We start from the raw sequence: 26,098 nt of genomic DNA, 5'->3' as shown, positions 1-26,098 counted from the left end.
AGTATGGTACTTTTCCCAGTAAATTTATCGGGCAGTGGCCAGCCACAGGTGGCTGGCAAAGAGCAAGTAGGTCGTTAAGTACGCGCCAGCTATAACCAGGCCAGGCAAGATCGCCCAGCCGGGGACTGGGCTGGACAGCCTACGCTTCGCTTCGGCTGCCCTTGCTGGCAACGTTATGTTTTGTAGGGGAGGTGAGTATTAAAGCCAGTGAGTACGCAAAACTAATCGGTGAGCTAGACAAATCTGCGAAGATAACATTTTATGAGTGCTTAGCTCATGCGCTTACAGTATCGGTTCGCATAGTTTGGTCAGATGAGAAGTTAAGCCTTGAAGACCAAGTAGCTGACATGAAATGGTTAAATGAAATTCAGCATCGGGTTGTGGCAAAAATCCAAGTCGAACGTTTAGAAAAACATAAGTGGCCTGAAAATGAGTTCATCGAAATGGTTGGGAAATATATCAGTCAAACACCTGGCATTGATCATTTGGTTGGCTGGGCAATAAATCGCGCTTATGATACAGCAACTAAGCAAGAAACATAACAAATCAATGAACTTCGCGCCTTCGGCGTCCGACAGCTTACACTCCGCTTCGCTGCGGGTTATTGAGGCGTTATAGGGCTAGAAATTGAGCCAAATTCACAAAGACCAAAAATTAAGTATATATCTTTGGAAATTCATGGTTTGTCTTTTTGCTTCAAGCTTGATTCCCATGGCATATGTACTTTGGGCAGTTTCACCAGGGTTAAAGGGAAACTGGTTTGGTGTTGCTATGGTTTCAGCAGTTTGTTCAGCATTATTGACGGCGGCTTTACCGGTAAACAACGCTCGTTACTATGTCCCAAGTAGTGTTGTGGTGGGCGTGTTATTTTATGGGATAATTCAGGGTTACTTATTATACAATGGGGCCCCATAACTAGGCCAAGCAGGCTCGCCCAGCCCCTGTGGGGCTAGGCTGGACAGCATACGCGGCGCGCTTCGCACGCAAACGCTCCGGCTGCCCCTGTTGGCAACGTTATGTGAATACATGAATTACTACATACTTTCAAAAGACCTATGCTTAGGTCGATCGAGACTGGAACATGCTGATTTAAGCATGGGCATGGTTCATGGAATCTTTACGCAAGAACCTGATTATCAAAAAGTAAAAAATGTTTTTAAACTGTTCGCCAATGAGCAATATGATGAATATTATCAGAAAAGAGATGATTTAGAGTTAACCCTTCAAGATGAGTCAGGTAATAAAATTTCTACTCACTTTATCCACATTGAAGACTATTCTCCAGAGTTTGAAGAGATTAGTGTAGAGGTCAAATTAGTAGACCCTCAGTCATGGGCAGGTAATGCAAACACATAACCAGTGCAGGCAAAATCGCCGGCAAGCGGGCTGGGCCTCCGTGACGGTCGGCCTTTGCTGCAAGCGTTAGAGTTTAACGATGATTATTTCATTGATAAAGGGTAAAAATTTCTGGGAGTTATTGTTCTCCCTATTGCTGCTGTTCCAAATTCTACTTCGAATTGTAGGTGGTCCCTTATCACTGAGATTATCGGTTATTGTGTTGCTTTGTGTAACACCATATTTAATTACACTAATCTTTAAAAGTTGGAGTTTAAGTTATGAGCTTCACAGGCATGCACATCGCCACCGTGCCAATTATCGAAAGCCAGCATTTCTGTCGCCGGCATTGATGCCTCATAGTATGGCAGTTGCTTTGTTTATACTTCTTCCGCCAATACTATTTATTGAGTTAGTGTTCGGCCTGGATAGTGTTTCTTCTAGGTCCTCTGAAGGTCAAACTGTAATCTTATTGTTTACTTCAATTGCGTTTTGGTATTTTCGAGTAGCAGAGCCTGTACTATCCAAGGAAATAGGTACAAAAGATGGGGAGTAACTCTAACAAGCGCCGGCACAAGCGCGCACGTAGTGCGCTGGACTCGCAACAAGTTGCTCGCCTGTGCGGCAAGCGTTATTGTGGCGGTCAATTTTTAGATAGTTTGTAGTTGCTGTAAGTAACAATCTCTACCTGAACAAACTTCACCAAAGAGTTCTCCTGCAAACTGGTACCTCAGTTTCGTTCAAGTGCCTTCGTTTTAAGCCAACAAATTCTGCAAGTTAGCTGCCGCATTGTAGAGTGCCAGTCAGATAGTTAATTGGTGGGGAAAGTATGGTACTTTTCCCAGTAAATTTATCGGGCAGTGGCCAGCCACAGGTGGCTGGCAAAGAGCAAGTAGGTCGTTAAGTACGCGCCAGCTATAACCAGGCCAGGCAAGATCGCCCAGCCGGGGACTGGGCTGGACAGCCTACGCTTCGCTTCGGCTGCCCTTGCTGGCAACGTTATATTTCAGAGAAATCATGATAGATAGCAAGGAAAATCCAGTTGAATGGAGCCAATTAATGAGTGATCTAGAAGATGCACATGAGCATCTAGGTGTTCTCATTAAAGAAATGGGATCTAAGGGGAGCGTCGATATCGAGGGCTATTCTATAGATATAGCCCATATATATGCACACTTAAATCGAGCGTGGAATTCCCGGGATTTCAAAGGTGAAATGAGTGAATCTCAATGGGAGGAGTTTCGTTCTTTTCCCTCTGATTTGGAGCCAATCGCGTAATGAAATATAACCAGCGGCGGCACAATCGGCCTGGACTCAGTACTGCGTACTTCGCCTGTGCGCCGGACGTTAAGGGTCACATGAAGTTACGTCTATCCATCTCGGTACTTGTTGCCATCTGCTTTCTTGCTATGTATTTCACGCAAAATATCAGTGCGTATTTGCTCGTTGGCAATTGGATCGCGGGATTCACAGAACTCTACTGGCTGCTCTATATATTCGGTTCTATATCCTTGTGCTTCGTATCTTGCATTTATCCCAAATTGCGTAATTTTCTTCTAGTGGCTATAGCACCATTAATAGCAACGCTCGTCTGTAAATCGCTCTCGGTTCTGTTTATTTTGTTTTTCCAGCAGCTGTCTATTCTGCCACTAGCTATGGCAATATCAGGGTTACTGCTAGCATATTCATTTTTAGCTTTATACTGGCAGCTTGGCGCTGATAAAGAACAGTCCATTTTGATTGCCATAATAATTACGGTTTCACTCTGCCCAATTGCTTATGAATTAACTGAACAAATGGTAGAGCAGCCCTTAACAAGTCAAGGCAGCATCGCCCCTGCGGGGCTGGACGCGCTAACGCGCGCCGCTGCTTGAGGCGTTAACACTCTATGAACGATCATACTCCGTACCAAGAAAGATTAAATAGAATTCCGGATTTCATTGTGGAGTATGAGATAGATCTGTGTGAGGAATTGAAAGAGGCTAAACCGGGGCAAGGAATGCGAGTGGATTTCCTCTACGACGGAGATGATCCACAAGTAGAAGGAGTACATATGATTTGGCCAGAATTACTTGATGAAAATGGCGAGGTTGTCATAGATACAACACCTGGCAACATTGCCAAGCGGGGCAAAGCAAATATGTGGGTCGTTGATGAAGCGCGACGTCCATATCATGCAGAACGTATAAAAATTGGCACAAAAGGCACTTGGTGGCGGGGCGGCCGTATTGCCAATGTTACAGTCGAAAGTGCCGAGGGGCTAAAGTGTTAACAAGGCCAGGCAGTGAAGCTCCGGGCCTTCGGCCCTCCGCGGGACAGCTTACCTTGTGCACGTTTTGCGCAGGTCGCTTCGCTCCCATTTTCGCGCAAAACGCGCACAAGGTAATCTGCCCCTGCTGGCGGCGTTACATGCCCTAAATCATGAGTATCTACGAAGAAGAATTAGAAGGCAGAGAGTTCGACTGGTTCGCTATAGATAGTGAAGGAAATATCGGCTTATTCTCTACCGCTGGCGAAGGAAAGATTCCAGGCCCAGTAATGGAGGCTTACTCTGAGCATGATAATATTTCAGAACAACTCGAATCGCCCAATTGGGGGAGTTCTGAAGTTTGGTCAGATTATGCTGTATTGGGGCTATATGTCTACGATTGGGATCTGCCCGGTGGGCCATATAAGCGAGTGCGTGCGCCGTCTAAAGCTATGAGTGACGAACTTAAAACAAAGTTATTAAACATGGGTAGCCTTTACAGCATTCCCACTAAGTTTGTGGAGCTAAAGGAAATATCCTGTGTGCTACTCAGCATGTAACAAGTGGGTGATGTTCGTTCCAGCCACTGCGTGGCTTCCACTGGACGGTCCACGCTTTGCGCGGCCCGCCGCATACCCAGGGCGTTATGCATAAAAACTATGTCTAATCTCAAAGACCGCCGATGGCGTCGAAAAGGCCTCGATAGAAAAATCGAGACTCCTTCTTGGGGGGAGCTTGCTTTTGGGAAAAAGCTTTTCAATTTGCGGCATATGTTACTAGCACTATTTACTAGTGGCTTCATATCTTTTGCAATGCTATACCAGCTTATAACCTATGGGCATTGGGAGGCCAAAGGAGCAAAAGTAGATGGTGCCGTGGGCTATGGTATTGCCTTTTTCCTCCTAGTAATTTCCATAGCCCTACTTATTGAAACTATTAAAGACTGGCGGAGAGGCTAATGCATAACAAAAAGCAGCACGATTGCCCACAAAATATGCGAGCTGGACGTTATACCCTTGCAGGAGAAGGATACACCGGATGATATCTTTAGAGTTTTTACTTACTTCGTTAGTTGTAGTTTTAATTCCGGGGACCGGAGTGTTGTATACTGTGGCTGCCGGATTGTTTATTGGTAGAAAAGCAAGTTTATTTGCTGCCCTAGGATGCACTTTAGGCATCATTCCAGCACTCTTAGCAAGCGCTTTTGGTTTGGCTGCAATTTTTCACACTAGTGTAATAGCGTTTCAAATCGTTAAATACATTGGAGCTGTCTACTTGCTTTATTTGGCATATCAAATGTGGCGTTCCTCATCTCCTTTATCAGTTTCTAACCAGCAGTCAGACAGCAAATACTCAGGCATCATAGTAAAAGGCTTTTTGCTAAATATACTAAACCCAAAATTATCTATTTTCTTTCTAGCGTTTCTTCCTCAGTTTATTCCAGCTACAACAGAAGGTGCATTGGATAGCATGCTTACACTTGGCGTTGTGTTCATGATAATGACGTTTGGCGTTTTTATTGTGTATGGTTTTCTATCAGGTAGTTTTAGCGCATTCATTATTAAATCAGAGAAAGCAAGCATTGCAATTCAGAAGCTCTTTGCAACTAGCTTTGCAGCACTCGGCATCAGGCTGGCGTTTAGTGAGCGGGTATAACAAGCGAATTAACTTCGCGCCTGAAACCTCCTCCAGTTAAGTGGGTAGTAGTTTTTCACTCTAAGTGCCTGAAGGCGCTAATTAATCGATGTCGCATCCTTGCTTGTGGTGAAATTCTCAAAATTTATCTATGTTTTTCTATCACCTCCCTAGGTTTTATTCTGACACGCTAGGCAATCTGATCGTCTCATCTTTAATTGAAATTCATGTCGACTAAAACAACAAAGTTAAGTTGAAGAATATGCTTTCCTTCGAGTTATTTATTTATATGTAGATATCGCTAGGGTAGGCTTTAAATTCGCTGTTTGGAACACTTTCCTTACTCCGTTCTTGTGTTTTTCTGGGGTGTAAGTTCTTGTATTCTGGGGTATTTGGCTGTGTCCCTTCCATCGGTTAGGCTGCTTGGTAAATAGTAGGTGCGATCTAATAAGAACTTTATATGTATCGTTTGCTTAACGGTCAGCACCTTCTAAGTACTTAATAAGAGAAGAACTCTAATGGTGATTAGTCTCTTCTTGGCTTGACACTACATATTTAGAATGCTTGCGTTGAGTAACAATATTGCAGTAATGCGGGCGTTATGATCACTATTAAAGGTAATGGGGGGTAGTAGTGTCAAAGTTTTGAAATAGTCTACGTGGCTTTTGCTGACGGCGGAAATGTCTTATGGGACGAAAGTTCTGTTATTAATGTTAATCAAATGAAAAGGGAAATTTTATGCAAAAAAATAAATTTTATAAGCAGGCTCTAAAAGGAGTTTTGGGTTTTCTAGTTGTTTCAGCTAGCTGGCAGGCTCAAGCCTTCACTTGCCCACAATTGGCCGATGTTACATTGCCACCAAAGTGTAGCTCTGTAGACTTAGAGAGTTGCAATGCTGCAGTACAGAATATAATTCCTGCTGCGGCCTGCGCAATTTTTGAGGTTTCGCCCGCTGCTAATGATGCAACTTTAGTGCTACGTTTTACGACATTAATAACCAACTCCTGGTTTGATGCAACAGCACCTTATCACCCTACTGCAAAAGGTGTTTATTCTGACATTGCAAGGATGCCTCAGCCATCGGATAACAGTGAATTAAATATTGCACTTTCTTACGCATCTCATAAAGTGCTAAGTGGGTTGTTTCCACATTTGGTACCGGAATGGGATAACATGCTGGTTGAATTAGGTTTGGATCCCTACAACCTTTCTGAAGATACTACTACGCCGATTGGTATTGGTAACTATGCCGGCCGGAAGGTATTGGAAGGGCGCGCTAATGATGGTATGAACCAGTTGGGTAATGAGGGAGATCAGATATACCATCGTTTACCCTATGCCGATTATACCGACTTCAAGCCAGCTAATACGGCATACAAATTACGCTTCCCTTCGAAGTGGCAACCAGCCGTTTTAATGGAACGCCCTGGCGTATTCCGGGTTCAGCAATTCGTAACCCCTCAAATTGCACTGACAACACCCTATAGCTATGAGTCTCCGGATGAATTCACCTCTCCAATACCTCTGAAGTCAAAAATCTGGAACTATCCAAGTTATGTTGCGCAAGTTAATGATGTACTGAATACGTCAGCGAGCTTGACAGATGAGCAGAAGATGAAAGCCGAGCTGTTTGATATGAAGATATTCAGCTTGGGCTTTGCTGCTGTATTTGCATCTGAATCTCAAGGTCTTTCGTTGATGGACTTCATTCATTATGACTTCCTCACCAATATGGCCGCTTTTGATACCGCTATTGCAATTTGGAAAGAAAAGCGTCGCCATAATTCAGTACGGCCTTTTTCTGCCGTTCGTTATATTTATAAGGACGAGCTAGTTACTGCTTGGGGTGGCGTAGGCAAAGGAACAGTGAACGACTTGCCAGCTAGCCAATGGACAAGCTATTTACCTGTAGCAGATCATCCGGAATATCCCTCTGCATCTGCCAGTTTTTGTGCAGCTCACGCAGAAACAAGCCGCCTATTATTACCTCAAGGAGATACGTTAGGGTATAGCGTACCTGCTCCTGCGGGAAGCTCACAGATCGAACCTGGCATAACACCGCAAGCTGATATGTATTTGCATTTCCCGACTTGGACATCGTTTGAGGAAGACTGCGGAAACAGCCGTGTTTGGGCTGGTGTGCATTTTGAACCTTCAGTACCAGCGGGCCAAAAGATAGGCCGTGAAATTGCGAACCGTGCCTATCAATTTTATCTTTCAAAAGTAGCAGGCGAATAATAAGGATTTATCGTGGCGGAGAGTGTATTTGCTGATTCAATGGTATGATTACACTCTGCGTCTTGCTCCTTATGCGCAATCTTTCCGCTTTGTCATAGGGCGTAGCGGAACTTGGGTGAGGTGACTAGATTTTTCTGAGCTGTTAAAGTGTTTGTTATGTTGATTAATTTTTCCTTAGTTATGGATAGAGAGAAGTAACCAAAATGAGGAAATCAGATAGGCTTTTTCAGCTTGCGAACATTTTAAGAGCTCACCAGCCTATAACTGCAAAAGAACTTGCCGAAAAATTATCTGTTTCTGAACGGACAATATATAGGTATATGGATGATCTCTCTGTATCGGGGATTCCTGTTTATGGTGAAGCAGGTGTAGGGTATCGCCTTTCAAATGGGTTTGAGCTTCCCCCATTGCAATTAACACAAGAAGAATTTGAAGCGCTTATTATTGGTTTAAATTTACTGTCTTCATAGACTGGGGCTGAGTTAAAGCAATCTTCACTTTCACTGTTAAGTAAAATTGAAGCTGGTTTACCTGATCTTGGGAAGTATGACCTCCATAAAATAGTTAGGGTACCAGGTAAGCATTTAAGATCAGTGGACTTCATTTTGTGGGACCAGCTTCATAAAGCGATTAGTTCAAAGCAGTGGATTTATCTTTCATATACTTCTCTGGTAGGCAGTAGGTCAAAGAGAATTGTTTATCCCTTGGGTCTCTTCTATTGGGGTGGCAAGTGGACCCTTGGTGGATGGTGTGGTTTAAAGCAAGATTATCGTGACTTTAGAATTGATCGTATTGAAAGCCTTGACCTGGAAGTGTCCCAGCGTGAACTTCCCACTAATGTAAGCTTGTCAGATTATATTGAGGTGCAGAAAAGCTCATCTTTGCAAAACACTACTGACACAATGCTGTCAGGAGTCTAACTCGATAGTGTGACCTCCACAGAAGGAGTGAATCATGTTATATCACAATCGAACGGCTGATTTTATAGGTTTTGAATTTGCTACATTTCGTCTCCGGGAAGGTGTTTCGGAGAAAGACTTGATAGTACTCTCGAAAGAGGTTGATGATGCGTTTTTATCCAAGCAAGAAGGTTTGTTATCTCATTTCCTTCTGCGAGGTAAAAATGGTATCTACGCTGATGTCTCTTTAGCCCTAACCCAGGAAAGGGCTGAACAGATATGTCAGTTGTGGCTGGATAATGAAGTTACAAGAATGTATTTGCAGCTCCTTGACTCGGAATCTGTTGATATGACATTTTGGTCGAAAATTGCTTGATGGATAGCTAGGCACAGAACGAAAGTAATAAGGAGTATCACTTTGTGCTGCTCCTTATTTATAATAGTTTTGATCCGAACTGAGAGGATGTCTTCGAGAAGTGCTCATTTTGTTCAAATGTAAGTACTACAATTGTTCCTTTGGGTGTTGGTTTCGCTTTGCTGCAATAACTAGTAGGGAAGTAATGCCCCTCCCCTCAAAAGTTCCCTTTCAAGGTTTCCTCTTGATTTGGGACTGTCAGGTCTTCAATTGATTTACAGTGGTGATTAGAGCGATGTAAGGCTGTTTCGGGGGCAGTAAGAAGTTGCCCCCGAGTAATACCTTCATTGGTCGTTATTTGCGCACCAGTAACAAGCCGGTTTCGGTGTGGTCTGTGTAGGGGAATTGATCAAATAAGGCAAAGCGCTCGATGCGGTGGGTCCTGCTCAAGAATTTGAGGTTTTCCAGCTGGGTCTCCGGATTACAGGAGATATACAGAATGCGAGGGAAGCGCGCAACCATTGCACAGGTATCTTCATCCAGGCCGGCGCGGGGGGGATCTACCAGCACAGTGTCAAAACTGTAACTATCCAGGTCTATATGAGCGAGGCGACGAAATGGGCGAACCTTGTCGATAGCCTGGGTAAACTCCTCGCTGGATAAGCGCACGATATCCAGATTATTGATGCCGTTTACCTGAATATTCTCCTGGGCAGAGTTGACTGAAACCTTGGAGATTTCAGTGGCCAGTACTTTCTCAAAATTTTCACTGAGTGGAATGGTAAAATTGCCATTACCGCAATAGAGCTCAAGCAGGTCGTTGGAGTTTTGGCCGCAGGCATTCTTGGCCCACTGGATCATGGAACGGCAAATGTGCCCATTGGGTTGGGTAAAGCTGCCTTCTACTTGTTTGTACTGATAGCTCTTGCCATCGATATCCAGTTTTTCGGTGACGAAATCTCGCTCTAACACCATTTTCTGCTTGCGCGAGCGCCCAAGGATCGGGAAGCCCAGTTTTTCTTGTAAGGCCCTTGCTTCCCGCTCCCAGCTCTCATCCAGCTTTTTGTGATAGATGAGCGTGATGAGCGCATCACCACTCAAGGTGGTAAGGAATTCGGCGGAGAACAGGCGCTTGCGCAGTACCTCGCTGCTGTTAACGGCCTCCAAGACCTTGGGCATTAGCTGATTCATCAGCTCCGAGCCCACGGTAAATGTATCGATGATAAAAGGCTTTTTATACTCGCCCTGGCGATACATGGCGTAATGAGCTACGCCACCTTCATGCCAAACCTTGAACTCGGCGCGAAGCCGGTAATGAATGGGCGGAGATGGAAATAGCTCAGGCTCCAGATCGGTAAATTCACGATAGGCCTCGGCCAGGCGCTTGGCCTTTGCATGGAGCTGGTCTTGATAGTCGTCGGTGTTAACGCGGTGCAGTGCCATATTAAAATACGGTAGTCTCAATGGTAGAGCGGGCGCGAATTATATAGGAATCCGTATGGCAATAGGTGAGATTGCAATAAGAGTGTCTGGGCAGGGGCTTCAGGAGTTTACCAGCCAAGTGGCCGATTGGGTGTCGAGGCTCAATGTGGGGGAGGGGCTCTGTACGCTATTTATACAACATACTTCGGCGAGCCTGCTGATTCAGGAGAATGCTGATCCCAGTGCGCGCAGGGATCTGGAGCAATGGTTCAATCGGTTGGTGCCAGAGGATGATCGCCTATACACCCACACACTTGAGGGGCCGGACGATATGCCGGCTCATATCAAAGTGGCCCTAACCGCCACCAGTCTTTCCATCCCTGTTCAGAATGGACGGCTAATGTTGGGCACTTGGCAGGGCATCTATTTATGGGAGCATCGCCACCACCATGGTGAGCGCAAAGTCATTTTACATATTTAAGCGCCTGGTTAGAGGCAGTTGGTGGGTTTGGGCAACCCGGCAATTTTGCTGGCAACCTTGGCTGGGCTGGGTGGAAATAGCTGCATGAGATAGATACTGCGACCCTTTTCCAAGCCCAGGCGCTGGCCGATAAACTTTACTAACGGGCGCATAGCGGGAGACAGTTCAAATTGGCGATAAAATTCCTGCAGCAGCTCAATGACCTCCCAATGGGCGTTGGTCAGCTCGATTTTCTCGGCGTGAGCTAGTTCTTCGGCCACATCGCGGCTCCAATCATCGAGGTCTTGCAGGTAACCCTCTTTATCCAGAGGGATTTCCCGGCCATTTACAGTTAGGTTGCTCATTGTATTGATCACCGGAACCAACTGACGATGGGGTTATGCTCGGTACATAATTGCACCCAGCGAGCATCGTTGATCATCTCTACGGAGGCGAGTGTCGAGCTGGCCTGTATGCCGCGGGCTTCGCTATCGGCTATCAGGCAGTAGACCTTTGTTTCTTGTAGGTCGTGCAAGGCTTGGTGCTTCAGGGCGTAGACCCCGTCTTCAAGTAAGAGTAGAACATCGCCTTCGGTTAGACTCTGCAGGCAATCGTATAGGGCCTGGCTGCTAAAAGGCGATTTACTGACAATATGTAAGGTCATTTCAAAAACTCAACACGCACTGGTAAGCAGCGATTAGCTTCCCTGGCTTAGCAACCAGGGAGATTTCCGCTCCGGGAATCTGTATTTGGTCAGGGTGAATACCTCTTTGCTCCAGGCTGTGCTGGCACACATAGAGCTGTTCGACACCAAATATGGGGAGTGCCATAAGGTTCCGGTACAGGTTTTTTTGTTCTATGGCCTCTGGAGCTTGGCTGTCCAGTAGTTGGAATACGCCATCGCCAAGGAATAACAAATCAACTTCCTGTTCCATAGCCGCTGAGGCCAGTACAGCTTCAATCCCCTCTCTGGCCAGGGCGCTACCATAGGGTGCAGCCCTGCATAGGGCCAGGGTCTGGTTACCCATTGTTAACCTCCAAAAGTGATTAGGCGCTCAGAGTTGGTAACGGCATCGGTGAGCTGGCCGAGGCCGGCCAGTTCGAAGCCTTCTGCAAGATTGGCTGCGGGCTTTTCCAGGCGGTTTGCTTCCCGCTGGCTTAAGACACCGCGTCTCTGCGCTGCGGCGATACAGACGACTAAATCCAGGTTGTGTTTCTGTTGCAGTGATTGCCACTCATTGATCAGGTCGGCTTCGTCCTGGGGGGGCGCGGCAATATTGTTGCCGTTTTGTATGCCATCACAGTAGAAAAAAATCCGGTAGATTTCATGACCCTCGGCCAGTAGTGCTTTGGCAAAGCGCAATGCGCTGGCTGCCGATTGCGAGGCGTGTGGAGCGGAGTAAATTACCAGGGAAAACTTCATAGGGGGCCAAATAGTAAAATGCCCCGCAGAGCGGGGCATTGGGTCTAGCTCAGCAGCACTTATGCTTAGTCGTCAGAGGAAGCGAACCCAAGAATGTGCAGCAGGCTGGTGAACAGGTTAAAGATATTCAGGTACAGGGAAGCCGTTGCCATCAGGTAGTTGGTCTCACCGCCGTTGATGATACGGCTGGTGTCATACAGGATGAAACCTGACATCAGCAGGGCAACAACACCACTCAGGGCAACGCTGACCAGAGGCATGTGAATGCCGAAGAAGCCTGCGATGATGACTGCCAGGAAGCAGACCAGTACAGCGATCAGGCCAACAGCCAGGAAACCACCCATAAAGCTGAAGTCTTTGCGGGTAGTCAGTACGTAAGCAGACAGGGCAAAGAAAATCAGGGCTGTGGTACCTAAAGCTTGCATTACGATCTGGCCGCCGCCAGCGAGGCCCAGGTAATGGTTAAGCAATGGGCCGATAGATGCGCCCAATAGGCCGGTGAATGCGAAAACAACACCTACGCCGGCGCTGGAATTGGCAGTGCGTGGCAGAACGAACCAAATCAGGGCCAGGGCTCCCAGAGAGCAGATCAGGCTCATGCCGCGGCCCATGCCGACGGCCATAGAGATACCGGCTGTGACAGCACTAAAAAGTACAGTCATGGCCAAGAGGGCATAGGTATTGCGCAACACCTTCGCCGATTCCGAGCGGTCCAGTGCACGGGTATTTGTATAAGCTTGCGGTTGCATTTAGCGACTCCTGCTATTTAATCGATACCGGAATCATATAGCTCGCGGTGGGGACCATCAAGTCGGGAAATCCCTTTTAGGCGCTGGCTATAAATTGAGTTGAATTCGAAAAACCGCAGTTTTTTCAGGGTTTTAGTCGAATCTTCTCCTGCTATTAATAGGGGCCGCTGGAGATTTTTCAAGGGATTTTGCTTGCTTCGGGCCTAAAAGGCACCTCGATATCGACAATCAAAGGCAGGTGATCTGAAGCTTGTCGGGTCAGCACGGTACGTGGCACTCGCACTTTTTTTATCACAATGCCGGCGCTCAAGAAAATATGATCGATTCGCACCTTGAGAAAAGTGCCTTTAGGGCTATGCCTGGGTGCTTGCTCCTGGGCATCGCGCAGGTAGCCGCAGAGGCGTTTACACTCGGCGGAAGTGGGCAGTGCATTGAAGTCACCGAGTAAAATCCGCTCCCCTTTACAGCGAGGGTTGCTCAGCCATTCTGGTCCCAGCAGGGCATCCACCTGCAGTAACCGCTCTGCGCGCGAGAGTCCGAGATGCGTATTGATCACCTGAATTTTGCTGCCATTATGCTCAACCTCTACCCAAATGGCGCCGCGAGGTTCATCTGCAGCGGGATTGAACAAGCGCCCCTTACCCTTGGGTGGCCCCGGTAAAATTCCTTTTTTGATCAGCTTTGCCGGTAGGTGAGTGAGAATGGCGTCGCCGTAGCGCTCCTCATTGAGGTTAATGGCTGGCTGAAAATGCACATCCATTGAGAGTAACCGTGCCAGCCGCTCAGCCTGATCAAGTCCCCCGGTGCGTTTGCGTTTCACATCCAGTTCCTGCAAGGCGACAATATCGGGGCGGTAGCGGGCGATTACCCTGGCAATACGCTGCGGTGACAGAGTACCATCGGTTCCTTTACAGCTATGCACATTGTAAGTCATGACTCGCAGAGTTTTTTGTGGCAGCTGGTGCTCATCCAATTTCATCGGGTGGGCGCCGCGCAGGTAGGCCCTCGCAGCAGTGCGTAGATCCTGGGGGCGCCAGTAGCCCAGCCGCGGATCTGGCGGCTGTATATCTTTAGGCATTAAGGCAAAGGCGTGGGTTTCCCTGGGACCGGCGGCACCGTGGCTGCCGTTTTCCATGGCGAAAGTCAGAGGCTGTTCCTCGCTGGAGCACCAGCCGTACATCATAAAGTCGCCGGAGTCGGGGTGACTGCACAAGCTGATCATGTCGGCAATGGATTGCTCGGGGTAGGGGTGCTCGTCCCCCATCAACTTGCGGCCGTCTTCGGGTAGCCTCACCGGGCCGTGTTTCCACCATCCGTGTACCGGAGACTTTGCCGAAGTGGGGTCCACCCGATAGAGCACCAGAGGCACATGGGCCTGTTCAACTATTTTGCGAGCGACCTGTTCGCGGCTGATATTACCCAATTCCAGGTTGTAGAGCATGGCCAGAGGGCCAAGGGCGGTGAGTGCCAGAGGGGTTTTACTGGTGCTGTAATCAACAGACTCCTCCTGTTTTTCTATGTCTTTTTTATCCATCCATTCGCTGCCAAACAAGCGCGCCCGCTCCAGCTGCACGCCGTGCCTGCTTTGGCCTGGCTCAATTTCTGGCGGTTTTGCGAGATCGGACAATGTTTCTGACAGGGCATCGCCAAGGCTGCGGCCAAAGACCTCTTCGTAGGGCTTGGTTTGTTCCTGGCCGTGATCGGAAAAAATCCACACATCGTAGTGGCGCCGATCGGAGGCATGGGCGGCACGCCAAATGCGGGCTATGGCATCGTCGATACCCTTCAATACCCAGTGGGCGAACGCTGAGCGCGGGCCGCGTCGGTGGGACTGCTCATCATAACCGAGCAAATTGACATAAATAATGGGTAGGCCGCGGCTGATGTCCACCTTGACCCCCATGGTGCAAAATTCTCTTGAGAGAATGGTGATACCGACCCGGGTGGGGACAAACATCAATTCCTTGAGCAAGTTTTGCCCCTGCATCACGCCGCGTATGCAGTCTACAAGGGATAGCAGCAACTCCACCACAATCAGTGCAGCTGTGCGTATCAGACTCCATAAGTTGGTTAGGATTAGAACGGCAATGGTCCAGGGGCTGGCACTGCGCAGGGCTGGCCCCCAGCCCTGATCGGCTGGGCAAAAGTGTGCCTCGCCGGTCTTGGTACCGGCGCGAAACAGGCTCAGGTAGCAACTGCCATCGCGCAGAAGGGGGTCACGATGTTTGAACATATCCCTGCTTTCCACCAGCGCGGCCACCTCCGGGTCGTACATACGGCCGAGTTTTTGGGTTTCATGAATAAGAAAGCCAAAGGCCGGTACTGCCTGGCGCACACCGTAGAACAGCTCTGCCTGTACGGCGGGGGTGGTGGAGGGAATCCCGGAAAACATGTGTTCCAGGCGGTAGTGTTCTTTGCGGATCAGGCCCTTTAAGAAAGGCATCCGGCCCCCGGAAAGGGCCTTTAAGAGTTCCGGATGTGCCAAACCATCAATCTGGATCAGGATCAAACCCGGTGCGTGGGGTTGACGGCCGCTGGTGGAGAGTCCTAACAGTTTGGCGATCCACTCGCTGCGGCTGAAGCGGCGGCGCCAGCGCCTAATGGAAAGTCCGACTCTGCTTAACATAATGGGCGGCTATGGCTCCGGTGCCTGGCCAAATGCCGCACCGGCGGCTCCGGTCAGCCCTTCGATAATCTCCCACTGGGCACCAATAAGATTGCGCATGCGCATCCACTGGGCGAAGAGGGAGTCATCTAGGGCCCATCCGTATTTGAGCAGAGGTTGATAGAGATCCAGCGCTCTCTGTGCACAGCTGTGCATAGAGAAATCCCTTGCGGTATTTAAGGCTTCTCGGTTGAGAGCCTGGCGTTGTTCCGGGGGTAGCTGGTAAAGCCAGCGGATTGCCTCAATAAAGCTTTCCAGGTTTATTTCCGTCACCAGTCGCCCATTTTTACCATCGCGTACCATTTCTCGGGAGCCGTTGGCATCCAGGGCAATAACCGGTACCCCTCCAGCCATGGCCTCAGAGAGCACTAGCCCCTGAGTTTCACTGGTAGAGGCGAAAACAAAAGCGTCCATGGCGTTGTACATGTCTCGGCGCGCCTCGCCGAGCACTGCACCGGGCATATGCAGACGCTGGGAAAGCCCCCGGCTGGCAAAAATTGCCTGCAGCTCATCCTCAAGAGGTCCGCTGCCGGCAAACAGGAAGTGAGTGTTGCCTTCATCCCGCATAAATCTCGTCACTGCATTGCAGAGGAAGCGCAGATTTTTTTCCTGACCAAAACGGCCCAGATGGCCCACCACAAATGCGGACTTGGGAATACCCAGGCGCCGACGCACCGTGCTGCCGTCGCCGTTGTTGTAGTCCTCCAGTTGAACGCCCGTGGGCACCTCGGCGATGGGGGTTTGAACGCCGCGCTCGCGCAATAATTTAACAATGCTGTGGCTGGGTGCCAGTACCAGGCTGGACAGGTTGGCATAGCGTGTGGCCAGCTCAATCACGAAGCGTTTCAGCACTTGAGAGTCAGCGGGTACATAGTGGGTATAGTGCTCATAGAGCGTGTGGTGGGTGAAAACCAGCGGTAGCTCCCGCTGCCGGGCTACCCGAAGGGCAGTCATACCCAGAAGAAAAGGGTGGTGGGCGTGAACGATATCTGGCTTGAATTGATCTAGCCGGTCACTCAAATCCGGTGAAAAAGGCAGTGCTACTGAGAAGTCGCTGCCATTGAAATTTTGGATGGCGTGGATACGTACAACGTGCTTTTCCCCGGCGATTTTCTCTGGAAATTCCGGGGCCACGATCAAAACCCTGTGCCCTCGCTTGCGATATTCCTCGCTGAAAGCAGCGACCGAGTGCGCCACGCCACCGACATGGGGTAAGTAGGTGTTGGTCAGCATGACGATATTCACTGGGATTTTAACTCCACAGATTGCAGCCCCTCGCCAACCAGTGTGGGTGGAAAGCCAATGGGGTTAACAGCAATGGCCGGTGGCTTTCCGTACCAGTCTGCGGTCCAGGAGACCTTTGGGCGGACTCCGGGAGTGATCTCTAGGGAAATCACTCCAAAGCGCGTCGGCGCTGGGCCGAAGCGAATGGGGACCTTGGCAGACGTATCCTTGAGCCATTCCGGCGGTAATCCTGAGACCAGTATCAAGGCGTCCTGTTCCTCTCGCACAAAGCAATTGCGCTGCATGGCGACCCACTCTGCAGCGGCCCAGGCATGCTGCCCGTCGCCCATGCAACCGCCCAGGGAATGGGGGTGGATGGCTTCAGGCCACTGGCCGGTGGGGGAGGCCAGTTTGGCGACACTGCGCATCAACTCCAGGCATCGCCGATCCCCGGCGCGCAGTAAGACCTGGGCAATATGTAGTGTGAGGTAGGCATTGATACCCGAGTGGATCATATCTTGAAAGAAACCGCCGCTGACAAAGCAGTTGTCGATCAAAAAGTCAGCCAGGTCGATCAAGCGGGGATCATCCGGGGGGTAGAGCTGTAGTGGATAGCCTGCCACCACGGACCCGATAGCTCCGGCATCCAGGCGCCGGTTGGGAGAGGCCGGCATGGCGGATCTTCCGAGCCGTTCTTGAGCACTGCTGAGGCTTTCGTCAATCGTGCGCTGAAAATCATTGGCGGCAGTGCTGAATCGGTGTGCATTGTCGTCGATGCCTTCTCTGGTGCAGATGGCGGCAGCGGCGTGTAATCCGGCTACTCCCCAAAAATCATCCCAGTAGTAACAGTCGTTGGGGCCCAGGTGCTCTGCACTGAAGCCCGCTGGTAACAGGCCCGCACAGAGGCTGCCATCCTGGGGCAGGCGCTTGTTGATAATCCATCTGGCTCCCTTGAGGATGGGCTCGCACCAGAATTGCTTAAGCGGCTTATTTGCCAGCTGGCAAAATAAGTTGAATATCCAAAGAGCTTCGCCGTTGGAATCCCACTCACCATCCTGGGAGTGAAAAAAACCATCGCGTTTTTGTCGGTGGGGAAACTGATCCAAAGCCCGTTCTGCGCGATCTATCAAGCCTGCGTAAAGGAGTGACTGGATCATAAAGGCGGCATCCCGGAACCAGAATCGCTTGTAGGTGTAGGGGCCTGGGTATACATCTTTGGGGGAGTGCAGAATCAGGGTGCGAATGGCTGAGTCGTAGAGGAACTGGAAGTCCCGGTCTGGAATCTTGAGCGCGCAGTGGCCTGCCAAGCTTTCCGCCCAGCTTTTCGTCTCTGTGTCTTTAGGGGTTTCGCTGTCGAGGGGAATTGAAACTTCCAGCTTCAGGGGTTTGTGACGCTCTAATCGAAACATGGCTGCAGCGGAGGCCATGCCCACATCACATTCACCCTGCATACGCCCAGTTTCGTCTTTCAAGTGCAGGTAAATATCCCCACCGCGATAATCTGAGGCCAGGTGCTTGTCGATGGGTTGACTGAATAAAACCGCTTGCTTGTCTTCAATGAGCCACCCCCGGCCTTGGTCATTGAGGCGTACCTTGTGTACAAAACTGACCCCCTCTGGATTACATGGACGCAGGACCACCAATAGCCAGCCGCTGTCCCGGCAACTGGCGGTAAGTTTGATGTTGCAGTGGGGGGCTCTATCAATGGCTTCTACGGCTACAGTGTTGCGCAGTTTGAGTCCGTGGCGAGCGGATTCCGTAACCACAGAGAGGTGATCATCCAGTTCCTGGTGTTGCTCACAGTAGGTGAGGGAGGCGGGAGTTAATTCCTCGCCACCGTCGCCGATTACCCAGGCATCAATGGACCACCCATCGTAATAAGGTGTGACCAGGCCACGGGGATCAACCACCGGTAAAGCCTCACAGTCCGGCAACCCCACAGCGGTCCAATTGCGGTGGCTGAGGTTACAGTGGGTAATAGAAAAAGCCCGGGGGATAAACGAATTATCTCGTGGGTCAAACTGGCGTTGTATCCAATAGGGCCAGACCCAGTCCAGGTTGTGCTGGATTACCTTGCTATTGATCAGTGCACGGGCGTGAAATACCGCACCCGCACGCAGTAGCTCAATGGGCTCGCTGACTTCTGAGGGTTCGGCGAAGCGCTGCAAGCGAGCCATCAATGTCAGCGGATCAAGAAAACCGTGGGCGGTGGCAAATCGGCGTACGAAGAAGCGCCACGGTAGCCATTTCATCCAGGGCATCAGAGATCCTCTTCTTTCACGATCTTCTTCAGGGCGCGTCGCGCCATGCGTGTGAGGCCGATCAAGGCTAGTACAGCAAGTACAAAGCCCATGATGTAAAGCGCCCATTGCACTGTAGTGCGCTCCTCCACCTCACCCAGGGACGTTAGATCTGCGGCGATGGAGCCTACATATACATTGTTCAAAGTGAGGGGGATAACCCCCAGAGCATTGCCCAGTATGAAATCCCGCAAGCGAACCGGTGTCAGCCCAAAGAAATAGTTGGAGAGCTTGAAAGGGAACAGTGGTACCAGGCGGGTTAACATAATCATCTGCCAGCCCTCACGACGAATCACTTCGCCCACCGTGGCGGGCTTTATGTGGGACATAATCCAGCGTGATGGCCTCTCTCCGAGCAAGTAGCGGGCAATCAGAAAGGCCAGGGTTGCGCCTAGGACGGTTCCCAACAGTACCAACAAAGTGCCTTTGATTACTCCAAATACAAATCCTGCGCCCATGGTGAAAATAACACCAGGCAACAACAATACGATCGCCAGGGCAACGATTAACACGAATAGCAGGCTGGTTTGCCAGCCCTGCTCATTGAGCCACTGGAACAGTTCGATCAGTCGCTCATCCAGGTTGAAATACATCATCAGGCTGAGCGCACCGGCCACGGCGATCAGGCAAATCAGAATCACAATTACCGGTAGGAATTTCACCGCCATAGAACTGCTCGGGAGCCAACAACAAGCGGTTTTGATCGCCGCCAGTTATTAGCCTAGCCAATGGAAAAGGGCAGGTGAAACTTCATTTTGACGCACCCGGGTTTTATCGGGCACTAGCACCTAGAAAGGATTTATTGGCGGGAAAATGGCTCAGGCAGATATAAAAAAAAGAAATATGTAGGGGGAGTACACTGGTTGGCGTGGGGATAGGCGTGCTGACTAAGCGGTGAGCATGAAGCACATATACTTACTGGAATAATTGCATATTGTGCGGGTGTGTGCTGCTGCCAGGAAGGGGTGATCGTTGTTCAAGGGCGGGTTCGCAATATGGATCTTTATCGGCGCTGCCTGGAGCTCTGCCCCTGAGCCTGTGCTTCCGCTCAATGATGCAGTACAAACGGCCATTCGTACCAACCTGCGGGTGCAGGGCGCGGCTCTAGAAGTCGATGAGGCGGGTGATATGGTTGAGGCGCTAAAGACACGCCGTTACCCGCGATTGGAACTGAATGCCGCCATCAATCACAACCTCACCACCCAGAGCTATACCTTCCCTGAGGGTAGCCTTGTTCCCGATTCTGAAATAGGACCAATCCCACCAAACAATGTGGAGATCACCACCGAGCAGGGAACAACTGAGATCGTCTCCTTCAGTGCGCGCCAGCCTCTTACCCGTCTCTACACTATTGCCTTGGAAATCTGTGAGGGTTATGTCACCACGGCGATGGCGGTGCAAAAAGTGCGCTGGACGCAGCAGGATGTCGCTTTTTTGGTAAAGCTGCAGTATTTCGAGGTGGGCAGGATTATCGGTGACCTCCAGGCAATTGATGAATCTATTTTGTTCTTGAGTTCCCTGAGTGACCTGGTGCGCAATTATGTCGACCAACAGGTGGCTCTGGAATACGAGTTGCTGGATGTACGTGCCCGCTTAGCCCAGCGCCAACTGGAACGTCAGCGCAGGATTGATGAGATGATTACGGCCAAGGAGCGACTCAATGCGCTATTAGGGCGCGATGTAGAAACGCCATTTAGCGTCGAGCACCTCCCTGTACCTCATCAAGTCGTGTATGACACCGATGCATCCCTAGTGTTGGCCTTTGATCAACGCCCTGATTTTATTGAATCACTGTTGGCCATTGAGAAGGCTGAATACAGCTACGATGTTAAGAAATCTGAATATATTCCCGATATAGACTTTCACTTCAGCTATCTCAAGCTCTTTAACGTAAGCCTTGTTCCTGATGCCGAGGTAATCGTTGCTTTAGATTTACGCTGGGAGATTTTTGACTGGGGGCGCAAGCGGGATGAGCTGGCCAGCCGCGCGAGTAAAATTGCTGGGGCCGAAGTTAGAGTGGGGGAATTGCGCGGTCAAATTGAAGTAGAAGTGCGTGACAGCTTGCGCAAGTTACGGACTGCGCAGGAATCGGTTGCTGTAGCCCGAGAATTACAAGCGGCATATCGGGAAAAGTTACGGGTAATGATCAACCGCTATCGTGAGCAAACGACGCTATTAACCAACGTACTGGAAACGGAAACCCAGCTCGATCGCGCCAACAGCGATTACAACAAAGCGGTACTTTCTGTCTGGAGGGCGTTAGCCGAATACGAAAGAGCGGTGGGGGAGGTGTAACGATGTTGCGTTTACCCCTTTTACTGATGTTTCTGCTCTTACTATCGGCCTGCCAAAGTGAGCCACCGGAGAAAAGTCCGGTGCCTGTGCAAGCTACAGTGGCTCGTACAGAAAGTGGTATTGAAGGTTATCCATACTCTGCCGTGGTCCACCCCTATACGCAGGTAGATGTAGCATTTAGAACAGAGGGATATATCGATGAAATTCCAACTCGCCGGGCGCTTAGAAAAATAAGAATATTGCAGGGCGGGGACCGAGTGATTCAGGGAGAGCCCCTGGCTATCGTCAACGACGAGCAATACAGAGACAAGGTGGTTGAGGCGGCAGCGAATGTCAGTAAAGCAGAGGCTGCCCGGAGGAAAGCAGATCTGGACTACAAAAGAGCTTCGGCTCTTTTTGCCACCGCAAGTATCACGGCACCGGATTACGACGCCGCCCGGGAGGAGTATGAGATCTCTCAGGCCTCTGTTGTAGGTTCTAAGGCGCGCTTGGATAACGCTAAAGAGAATCTCAATGACACGGTATTACGTTCACCCCTTACCGGAATTATTCTTCAACGCAATATAGAGGTCGGCACTCTGGTGCAAAGGGATGCCGTTGGTTTTGTGGTTGCCGATATCTCTCGTGTCAAAGTGGTTTTTAATGTGCCTGATGTGGTGTTGAGCTTTGCCAAACTGGGTAGTGTTATCTCTATGATGACAGAGTCCCAACCAGGCAAGACTTTTACTGGCCAGGTCACAGAAGTTTCCCCGAAAGCAGAGGAACGCACCAGAGTTTTTGCCATTACCGTAACCGTGCCTAACCCCAATGCAATATTAAAACCGGGCATGATTATGAGTCTTTTACTGGACAAAATGCGACCTCAGCCAAACCGGGTTGTGGTGCCCCTTTCATGTTTGGTCCCGCAATCAAATGAGTCGGAAGGCTTTGCCGTTTTTGTATTGGAAATTGACAACAATGTTTTACAGGCAAAGCTGCGCAGAGTGGTTCCAGGGCCGGTAGTGGGTAACAACATTGTTGTTTTACACGGCCTCAAGGAGGGGGAGCGGGTTGTGTCAAATGGCGCGTCACAGTTACAGGATGGTCAGGCGGTAAGGATAGTGCCCTAGTGCCTCAAGGGAATATCAATGGTGGTTAAAGACGAAAAAACCAGAGAAGAAATTCTGGAAGCTGAAAGTGAGCACCGCTTTAATACCGCTCGCTTTTTTGTCGATAACTCCTCCATTTCATGGGCGCTATTGGTTGGGGTTATGTTTTGGGGGCTTATCTCATATATTGCGATGCCCAAAAGTAAGGATCCAGATATTCCCGTCCGTATAGCCACAGCAACAACCAAATGGCCAGGGCAAAGTGCCATCAAAGTTGAGGAGCTGGTAACACGACGAATAGAAGATGCCATCGCCCAGAGTGAATATCTCTACCAGCCAGATGCGCGTTCCTTTGCAATAAAATCCCTGACCCTTAACGGTGTGTCCGTAGTACAAACTCAGCTTGCCCCTCACACCGATGTCACTAAGGCATTTAATGATATAAACCTGAAACTTATTGACGCGCAGAGTCAACTGCCTTCAGGGACACAGGCTACTCAATTCAATGATGAATTTGGGGATACGGCTGCCGTGCTTTTGGCAGTAGCCAGCCCAAGGGCCGGAGCTACTGAAATTAGCCTCCGGGCAGAAAACATTCGAGAAGCATTATCGGAGGTTCGCGCCAAGTATAAAAATCAGGGAGTAGAGCAGAGGGTTAGTATTATGGTGGCCCTGCCGCTTTCAGTGCATGGGGTGAATAGCTTGGCTGCCTTCAAGGTCTTTTCCCGCTGGATGGAGAAACAGGGTTATGGCACTGCATTTAAAATTCTGTCGGGCCCCGGTTACATCGGCGTAGATTTTACCTCTGATAAAAGTGATGAAGAGTTGATGCGTGCGGGATATCGTTTTTTAAATGAGCGACTTAGTGCACAGAAATTTTTTCCCGACTCCTGGCAGCCTTTTCTTGTACGAGATATTGCTAAAACTCGCGAGCGTCTTGCCGAAGTAGCCGGGGCAAAATACAGCTATAGGCAACTGGATGATTTCTCTGATCTCATCGCTGCGAATATTCGCACTCTCCCGCAGGTAAAGCGGGTACTGCGTTCTGGGGTACTGCAACAGCAAGTCGATTTGGTTTATTCCCAGGAGCGGCTTGCTTCTTACGGTCTACGCCCGGATATGATTGGCCCAATACTCAATGCCCGCAATACAACTATTCCTGGCGGCAATCTGACTGTTGAGGATATGGATGTCGCAATATTTCCCAGTGGGGACTTTAGCAATTATGAAGAAATTGGGGATGTGCCTATCGCTTTGAGTGATGATGGTACTCCGGTGTACCTACGGGGTGTACTGGATGTTTCAATGGGGTATGAGTCGCCACCAGAGCTATTAAATTACTATGTCAGCAAATCTAAACACGATGGGACATGGCAACGGCATCGCAGCGTCAACTTATCGGTACAGATGCGTGATGGTGAGCAAATCGGCGAGCTAGGCAAGGTACTCACAAAGTTACTGGAACAGGTTAGAGCTGACTTGCCGCCAGATTTAATTATTGAAAAAGTATCTGATCAGCCCAGACAAGTAAAGGAAAGTGTGGGGCTTTTTATTGAGGCGCTGGTTGAAGCCATTATCCTTGTGGTTATTGTCGCTTTTATCGGGTTTTCTGATTGGCGTTCCGCCGTCCTACTGATGATCTCAATCCCGATTACCTTGGCAATGACCTTCGGCTTTATCCAGTTTATGGGGGTGGATATTCAGCAAGTCTCTATTGCAGCATTGATTATTGCCCTTGGGCTTTTAGTGGATGATCCTGTTGTTGCCGGGGATGCCATCAAGCGACAGATGGCCGCGGGTAAACCATCGTTTATTGCTGCCTGGCTTGGTCCAACCCTACTCGCGAAAGCCATTTTCTTTGCGACGCTCACCAATGTGGTTGCGTATTTACCTTTCTTACTACTAACCGGAAATCAAGGTGATTTTTTGCACAGTTTGCCAATTGTTATGGCCTGCGCATTGATCGCCTCCCGGATAGTTTCTATGACTTTTCTGCCTTTCATAGGAAATCTTCTCTTGCGTCCACCGAAGCGTACAGAGCCAACACTGGAGGAGAGGCGGAAACATGGGCTTACTGGTGTGTACTATCGAACCGCTAGCTGGGCTATAGATCACAGGAAACTTGTACTACTGGGATTTTTACTTTTTCTGATTGCGGGAGTGGTATTGAAAACGCAGTTGAAAAATGCCTTTTTTCCAGATGACATTCAATATTTGTCCTATGTGGATGTCTGGTTGCAGAATGATGCAAGCATTGATGCAACAGATAATGTTGCCAAACAAGCGGAGCAGGTGATTAGACAAACAATAGAAAAGTATCAAAAAGAAAATGGTGGGAATTCTGATGAACCAATTCTACAGGCACTGAGTACTACCGTTGGTGGAGGGGCGCCGCGTTTTTGGTATACAGTGAACCCTCGGCCACAGCAAGCTAATTATGGTCAAATTATTATCCGTATCAATGATAAAAATCTGACTCCAAAGTTGGTGCCGTTTATTCAGGAAGCACTCAGTAAGAATATCCCCGGAGCCGATCTGGATGTGCGCCAACTGCAAACTACCCCGGTAGATTATCCCTTTGAAATAAGGGTGTCAGGGCGTGTGACAACCGGTTCTGAGGAAGAGCGTAAGGATATTATTATCTTGCGAGATGTTGCCGAGAGAGTGAAAAATATTGTACAGAAATCTGCATATGCTCGCACGGTTCGCCAGAACTGGGGAGAGAGGAGTCTTGCGGTTTATATGAATGTTCTTGAAGACCGGGCAGCGATGTCTAGAGTCACTAATGCGGATATTGCCCAGGCTTCATCAACGGCAATTAATGGTAGTGAGGTATCCACCTTACGGGAGGGGGACAAAGAAATACCAATCGTTATTCGCCTCCGACTGGATCAGCGTGGGCAATTGCAGGATATTAACAACCTTTATGTGTTTTCATCAGATACGGAAGTAAGAGTTCCCCTAGAGCAGGTGGCTACAACAAGAATTGACTTTAGAACTGAGCGAATTCGTCGTTTGGAAAAATTTCGCACGATTTCTGTTTTTGCATACCCTTATGCAGGATTTATTGCCTCCGATATTATGGGAGATGTAAAAGATGAATTAGATGCCTTACAAAAGACGCTACCCAGTGGTTATCAAATACAAGCTTCTGGAGATGCGGCTAACTCAACACATGGGTTTGCACAGCTACTCATGATACTTGGTGTTTCCTCGGGGGCCATTTTTTTGGCTCTGGTTTTCCAGTTTAGTAACTTATTGAAGCCCTTGGTGGTATTTGCCACCGTACCACTGGGTATGGTGGGTGCCCTTGCCGCGCTTTATGTTACTGGCCAGCCATTCGGGTTTATGGCTTTTCTGGGGATAGTAAGCTTGGTAGGGGTAATTGTCAGCCATATTATTGTCTTGTTTGATTTTATAGAAGTGCGTCATGCCGCAGGCGATCCTTTCAGAGAGGCATTGTTGGACGCGGGGATCCTACGACTAAGACCAATCCTGATCACAATAGCGGCTACCACCTGCGCCCTGGTGCCTCTCGCTTTCCATGGTGGTCCTCTTTGGCAGCCTTTATGTTTTGCCCAGATAGGAGGCTTGATATTGGCAACCTGCGGTACTTTGCTACTGGTGCCGGTGCTTTATACCGTGATGGTGGTGGATCTAAAGTGGATTCACTGGCACGAGAGGGGTTCAGGCGCGGAAGACGGCAGTAGAAACATGGTAGAAGCATAAGAACTCTACTTAACCACCAGTGTCCTTCAGCGG

General features: G+C 49.3%; 28 protein-coding genes. 17 read left to right on the top strand and 11 right to left on the bottom strand.

Features of this window, described 5'->3' with window-relative positions; all coding sequences use genetic code 11:
- Window positions 1-191 precede the first annotated feature (191 nt).
- On the top strand, window positions 192-542 hold the full coding sequence (locus MJO52_RS12225; RefSeq protein ID WP_252081940.1) for a hypothetical protein: 351 nt from the start codon (window positions 192-194) through the stop codon (window positions 540-542).
- A gap of 96 nt (window positions 543-638) precedes the next feature.
- Here the strand turns inward: MJO52_RS12225 and MJO52_RS12220 are convergent, their stop codons facing one another.
- Window positions 639-824 (bottom strand): hypothetical protein, encoded by a 186-nt coding sequence (locus MJO52_RS12220; protein ID WP_252081939.1) that lies wholly within the window; start codon window positions 822-824, stop codon window positions 639-641.
- Between the two features lie 202 nt (window positions 825-1,026).
- Between MJO52_RS12220 and MJO52_RS12215 the strand changes: the two genes are divergently transcribed.
- The 12 genes from MJO52_RS12215 to MJO52_RS12165 all read left to right on the top strand — a co-directional run bounded on the left by MJO52_RS12215 (window position 1,027) and on the right by MJO52_RS12165 (window position 8,731).
- Window positions 1,027-1,356, top strand: coding sequence for a hypothetical protein (locus MJO52_RS12215; protein WP_252081938.1), 330 nt, complete (start codon window positions 1,027-1,029; stop codon window positions 1,354-1,356).
- Between the two features lie 79 nt (window positions 1,357-1,435).
- Window positions 1,436-1,891, top strand: a complete 456-nt coding sequence (locus MJO52_RS12210) for a hypothetical protein (RefSeq protein WP_252081937.1) — start codon at window positions 1,436-1,438, stop codon at window positions 1,889-1,891.
- Window positions 1,892-2,352: 461 nt separating this feature from the next.
- The gene (locus MJO52_RS12205) at window positions 2,353-2,613 is read left to right on the top strand and encodes a hypothetical protein (RefSeq protein WP_252081936.1); all 261 of its coding nucleotides are present in this window, start codon (window positions 2,353-2,355) and stop codon (window positions 2,611-2,613) included.
- Window positions 2,613-3,209, top strand: coding sequence for a hypothetical protein (locus tag MJO52_RS12200; RefSeq protein ID WP_252081935.1), 597 nt, complete (start codon window positions 2,613-2,615; stop codon window positions 3,207-3,209). The genes MJO52_RS12205 and MJO52_RS12200 overlap by 1 nt, the downstream gene beginning before the upstream one ends.
- 14 nt (window positions 3,210-3,223) lie before the next feature.
- The gene (locus tag MJO52_RS12195; RefSeq protein WP_252081934.1) at window positions 3,224-3,607 is read left to right on the top strand and encodes a hypothetical protein; all 384 of its coding nucleotides are present in this window, start codon (window positions 3,224-3,226) and stop codon (window positions 3,605-3,607) included.
- Between the two features lie 149 nt (window positions 3,608-3,756).
- Entirely contained in the window at window positions 3,757-4,143 is a 387-nt protein-coding gene (locus tag MJO52_RS12190; RefSeq protein WP_252081933.1) for a hypothetical protein, read from the top strand.
- Window positions 4,144-4,242: 99 nt separating this feature from the next.
- Complete coding sequence (locus MJO52_RS12185) at window positions 4,243-4,542, top strand: hypothetical protein (protein ID WP_252081932.1); 300 nt, start codon at window positions 4,243-4,245, stop codon at window positions 4,540-4,542.
- A 79-nt stretch (window positions 4,543-4,621) separates the two neighbouring features.
- Complete coding sequence (locus MJO52_RS12180; RefSeq protein WP_252081931.1) at window positions 4,622-5,239, top strand: LysE family translocator; 618 nt, start codon at window positions 4,622-4,624, stop codon at window positions 5,237-5,239.
- Between the two features lie 717 nt (window positions 5,240-5,956).
- Window positions 5,957-7,456 (top strand): vanadium-dependent haloperoxidase, encoded by a 1,500-nt coding sequence (locus MJO52_RS12175; RefSeq protein ID WP_252081930.1) that lies wholly within the window; start codon window positions 5,957-5,959, stop codon window positions 7,454-7,456.
- 203 nt (window positions 7,457-7,659) lie between these two features.
- A complete protein-coding gene (locus MJO52_RS12170) occupies window positions 7,660-7,926 on the top strand; it encodes a helix-turn-helix transcriptional regulator (protein ID WP_252081929.1) in 267 nt (88 codons plus the stop codon).
- A 123-nt stretch (window positions 7,927-8,049) separates the two neighbouring features.
- Complete coding sequence (locus tag MJO52_RS21460; RefSeq protein ID WP_353505430.1) at window positions 8,050-8,376, top strand: helix-turn-helix transcriptional regulator; 327 nt, start codon at window positions 8,050-8,052, stop codon at window positions 8,374-8,376.
- A gap of 34 nt (window positions 8,377-8,410) precedes the next feature.
- A complete protein-coding gene (locus MJO52_RS12165) occupies window positions 8,411-8,731 on the top strand; it encodes a hypothetical protein (protein WP_252081928.1) in 321 nt (106 codons plus the stop codon).
- Window positions 8,732-9,064: 333 nt separating this feature from the next.
- On the opposite strand, the gene trmA is transcribed toward MJO52_RS12165, so the two are convergent.
- Complete coding sequence (gene trmA / locus MJO52_RS12160; protein WP_252081927.1) at window positions 9,065-10,153, bottom strand: tRNA (uridine(54)-C5)-methyltransferase TrmA; 1,089 nt, start codon at window positions 10,151-10,153, stop codon at window positions 9,065-9,067.
- A gap of 55 nt (window positions 10,154-10,208) precedes the next feature.
- Here trmA and MJO52_RS12155 point away from each other — a divergent pair, with 55 nt between their 5' ends.
- A complete protein-coding gene (locus MJO52_RS12155; RefSeq protein ID WP_252081926.1) occupies window positions 10,209-10,613 on the top strand; it encodes a secondary thiamine-phosphate synthase enzyme YjbQ in 405 nt (134 codons plus the stop codon).
- Window positions 10,614-10,621: 8 nt separating this feature from the next.
- Here MJO52_RS12155 and MJO52_RS12150 read toward each other — a convergent pair whose 3' ends face one another.
- From MJO52_RS12150 to MJO52_RS12110, 9 genes are all read right to left on the bottom strand, one after another.
- Window positions 10,622-10,957: a TusE/DsrC/DsvC family sulfur relay protein gene (locus tag MJO52_RS12150; protein WP_252081925.1), complete on the bottom strand. Its 336-nt coding sequence runs from the start codon at window positions 10,955-10,957 to the stop codon at window positions 10,622-10,624.
- Window positions 10,958-10,965: 8 nt separating this feature from the next.
- Window positions 10,966-11,256 (bottom strand): sulfurtransferase complex subunit TusB, encoded by a 291-nt coding sequence (gene tusB / locus MJO52_RS12145; protein ID WP_252081924.1) that lies wholly within the window; start codon window positions 11,254-11,256, stop codon window positions 10,966-10,968.
- A gap of 1 nt (window position 11,257) precedes the next feature.
- The gene (gene tusC, locus MJO52_RS12140) at window positions 11,258-11,620 is read right to left on the bottom strand and encodes a sulfurtransferase complex subunit TusC (protein ID WP_252081923.1); all 363 of its coding nucleotides are present in this window, start codon (window positions 11,618-11,620) and stop codon (window positions 11,258-11,260) included.
- Between the two features lie 2 nt (window positions 11,621-11,622).
- A complete protein-coding gene (tusD, locus tag MJO52_RS12135; protein WP_252081922.1) occupies window positions 11,623-12,015 on the bottom strand; it encodes a sulfurtransferase complex subunit TusD in 393 nt (130 codons plus the stop codon).
- Window positions 12,016-12,080: 65 nt separating this feature from the next.
- Entirely contained in the window at window positions 12,081-12,764 is a 684-nt protein-coding gene (locus MJO52_RS12130; protein ID WP_152453311.1) for a Bax inhibitor-1/YccA family protein, read from the bottom strand.
- Between the two features lie 178 nt (window positions 12,765-12,942).
- Complete coding sequence (locus tag MJO52_RS12125; RefSeq protein WP_252081921.1) at window positions 12,943-15,390, bottom strand: endonuclease/exonuclease/phosphatase family protein; 2,448 nt, start codon at window positions 15,388-15,390, stop codon at window positions 12,943-12,945.
- 9 nt (window positions 15,391-15,399) lie between these two features.
- On the bottom strand, window positions 15,400-16,674 hold the full coding sequence (locus MJO52_RS12120; RefSeq protein ID WP_252081920.1) for a glycosyltransferase: 1,275 nt from the start codon (window positions 16,672-16,674) through the stop codon (window positions 15,400-15,402).
- The gene (locus tag MJO52_RS12115; protein WP_252081919.1) at window positions 16,671-18,914 is read right to left on the bottom strand and encodes a hypothetical protein; all 2,244 of its coding nucleotides are present in this window, start codon (window positions 18,912-18,914) and stop codon (window positions 16,671-16,673) included. Before MJO52_RS12115 ends, MJO52_RS12120 begins: the two co-directional genes overlap by 4 nt.
- On the bottom strand, window positions 18,914-19,621 hold the full coding sequence (locus MJO52_RS12110) for a TVP38/TMEM64 family protein (protein ID WP_252081918.1): 708 nt from the start codon (window positions 19,619-19,621) through the stop codon (window positions 18,914-18,916). The genes MJO52_RS12115 and MJO52_RS12110 overlap by 1 nt, the downstream gene beginning before the upstream one ends.
- A 304-nt stretch (window positions 19,622-19,925) precedes the next feature.
- Between MJO52_RS12110 and MJO52_RS12105 the strand changes: the two genes are divergently transcribed.
- The 3 genes from MJO52_RS12105 to MJO52_RS12095 are packed head-to-tail and all read left to right on the top strand — an operon-like array spanning window position 19,926 to window position 26,065.
- On the top strand, window positions 19,926-21,248 hold the full coding sequence (locus tag MJO52_RS12105) for a TolC family protein (protein WP_252081917.1): 1,323 nt from the start codon (window positions 19,926-19,928) through the stop codon (window positions 21,246-21,248).
- A 2-nt stretch (window positions 21,249-21,250) separates the two neighbouring features.
- The gene (locus MJO52_RS12100) at window positions 21,251-22,357 is read left to right on the top strand and encodes an efflux RND transporter periplasmic adaptor subunit (RefSeq protein ID WP_252081916.1); all 1,107 of its coding nucleotides are present in this window, start codon (window positions 21,251-21,253) and stop codon (window positions 22,355-22,357) included.
- An 18-nt stretch (window positions 22,358-22,375) separates the two neighbouring features.
- A complete protein-coding gene (locus MJO52_RS12095) occupies window positions 22,376-26,065 on the top strand; it encodes an efflux RND transporter permease subunit (RefSeq protein ID WP_252081915.1) in 3,690 nt (1,229 codons plus the stop codon).
- The last annotated feature ends 33 nt before the right edge of the window (window positions 26,066-26,098 follow it).

It is taken from the genome of Microbulbifer variabilis (genome assembly GCF_023716485.1).
In the GTDB taxonomy this organism is placed as follows: domain Bacteria; phylum Pseudomonadota; class Gammaproteobacteria; order Pseudomonadales; family Cellvibrionaceae; genus Microbulbifer; species Microbulbifer variabilis_B.
This window is presented reverse-complemented; position numbering and strand designations above follow the sequence as displayed.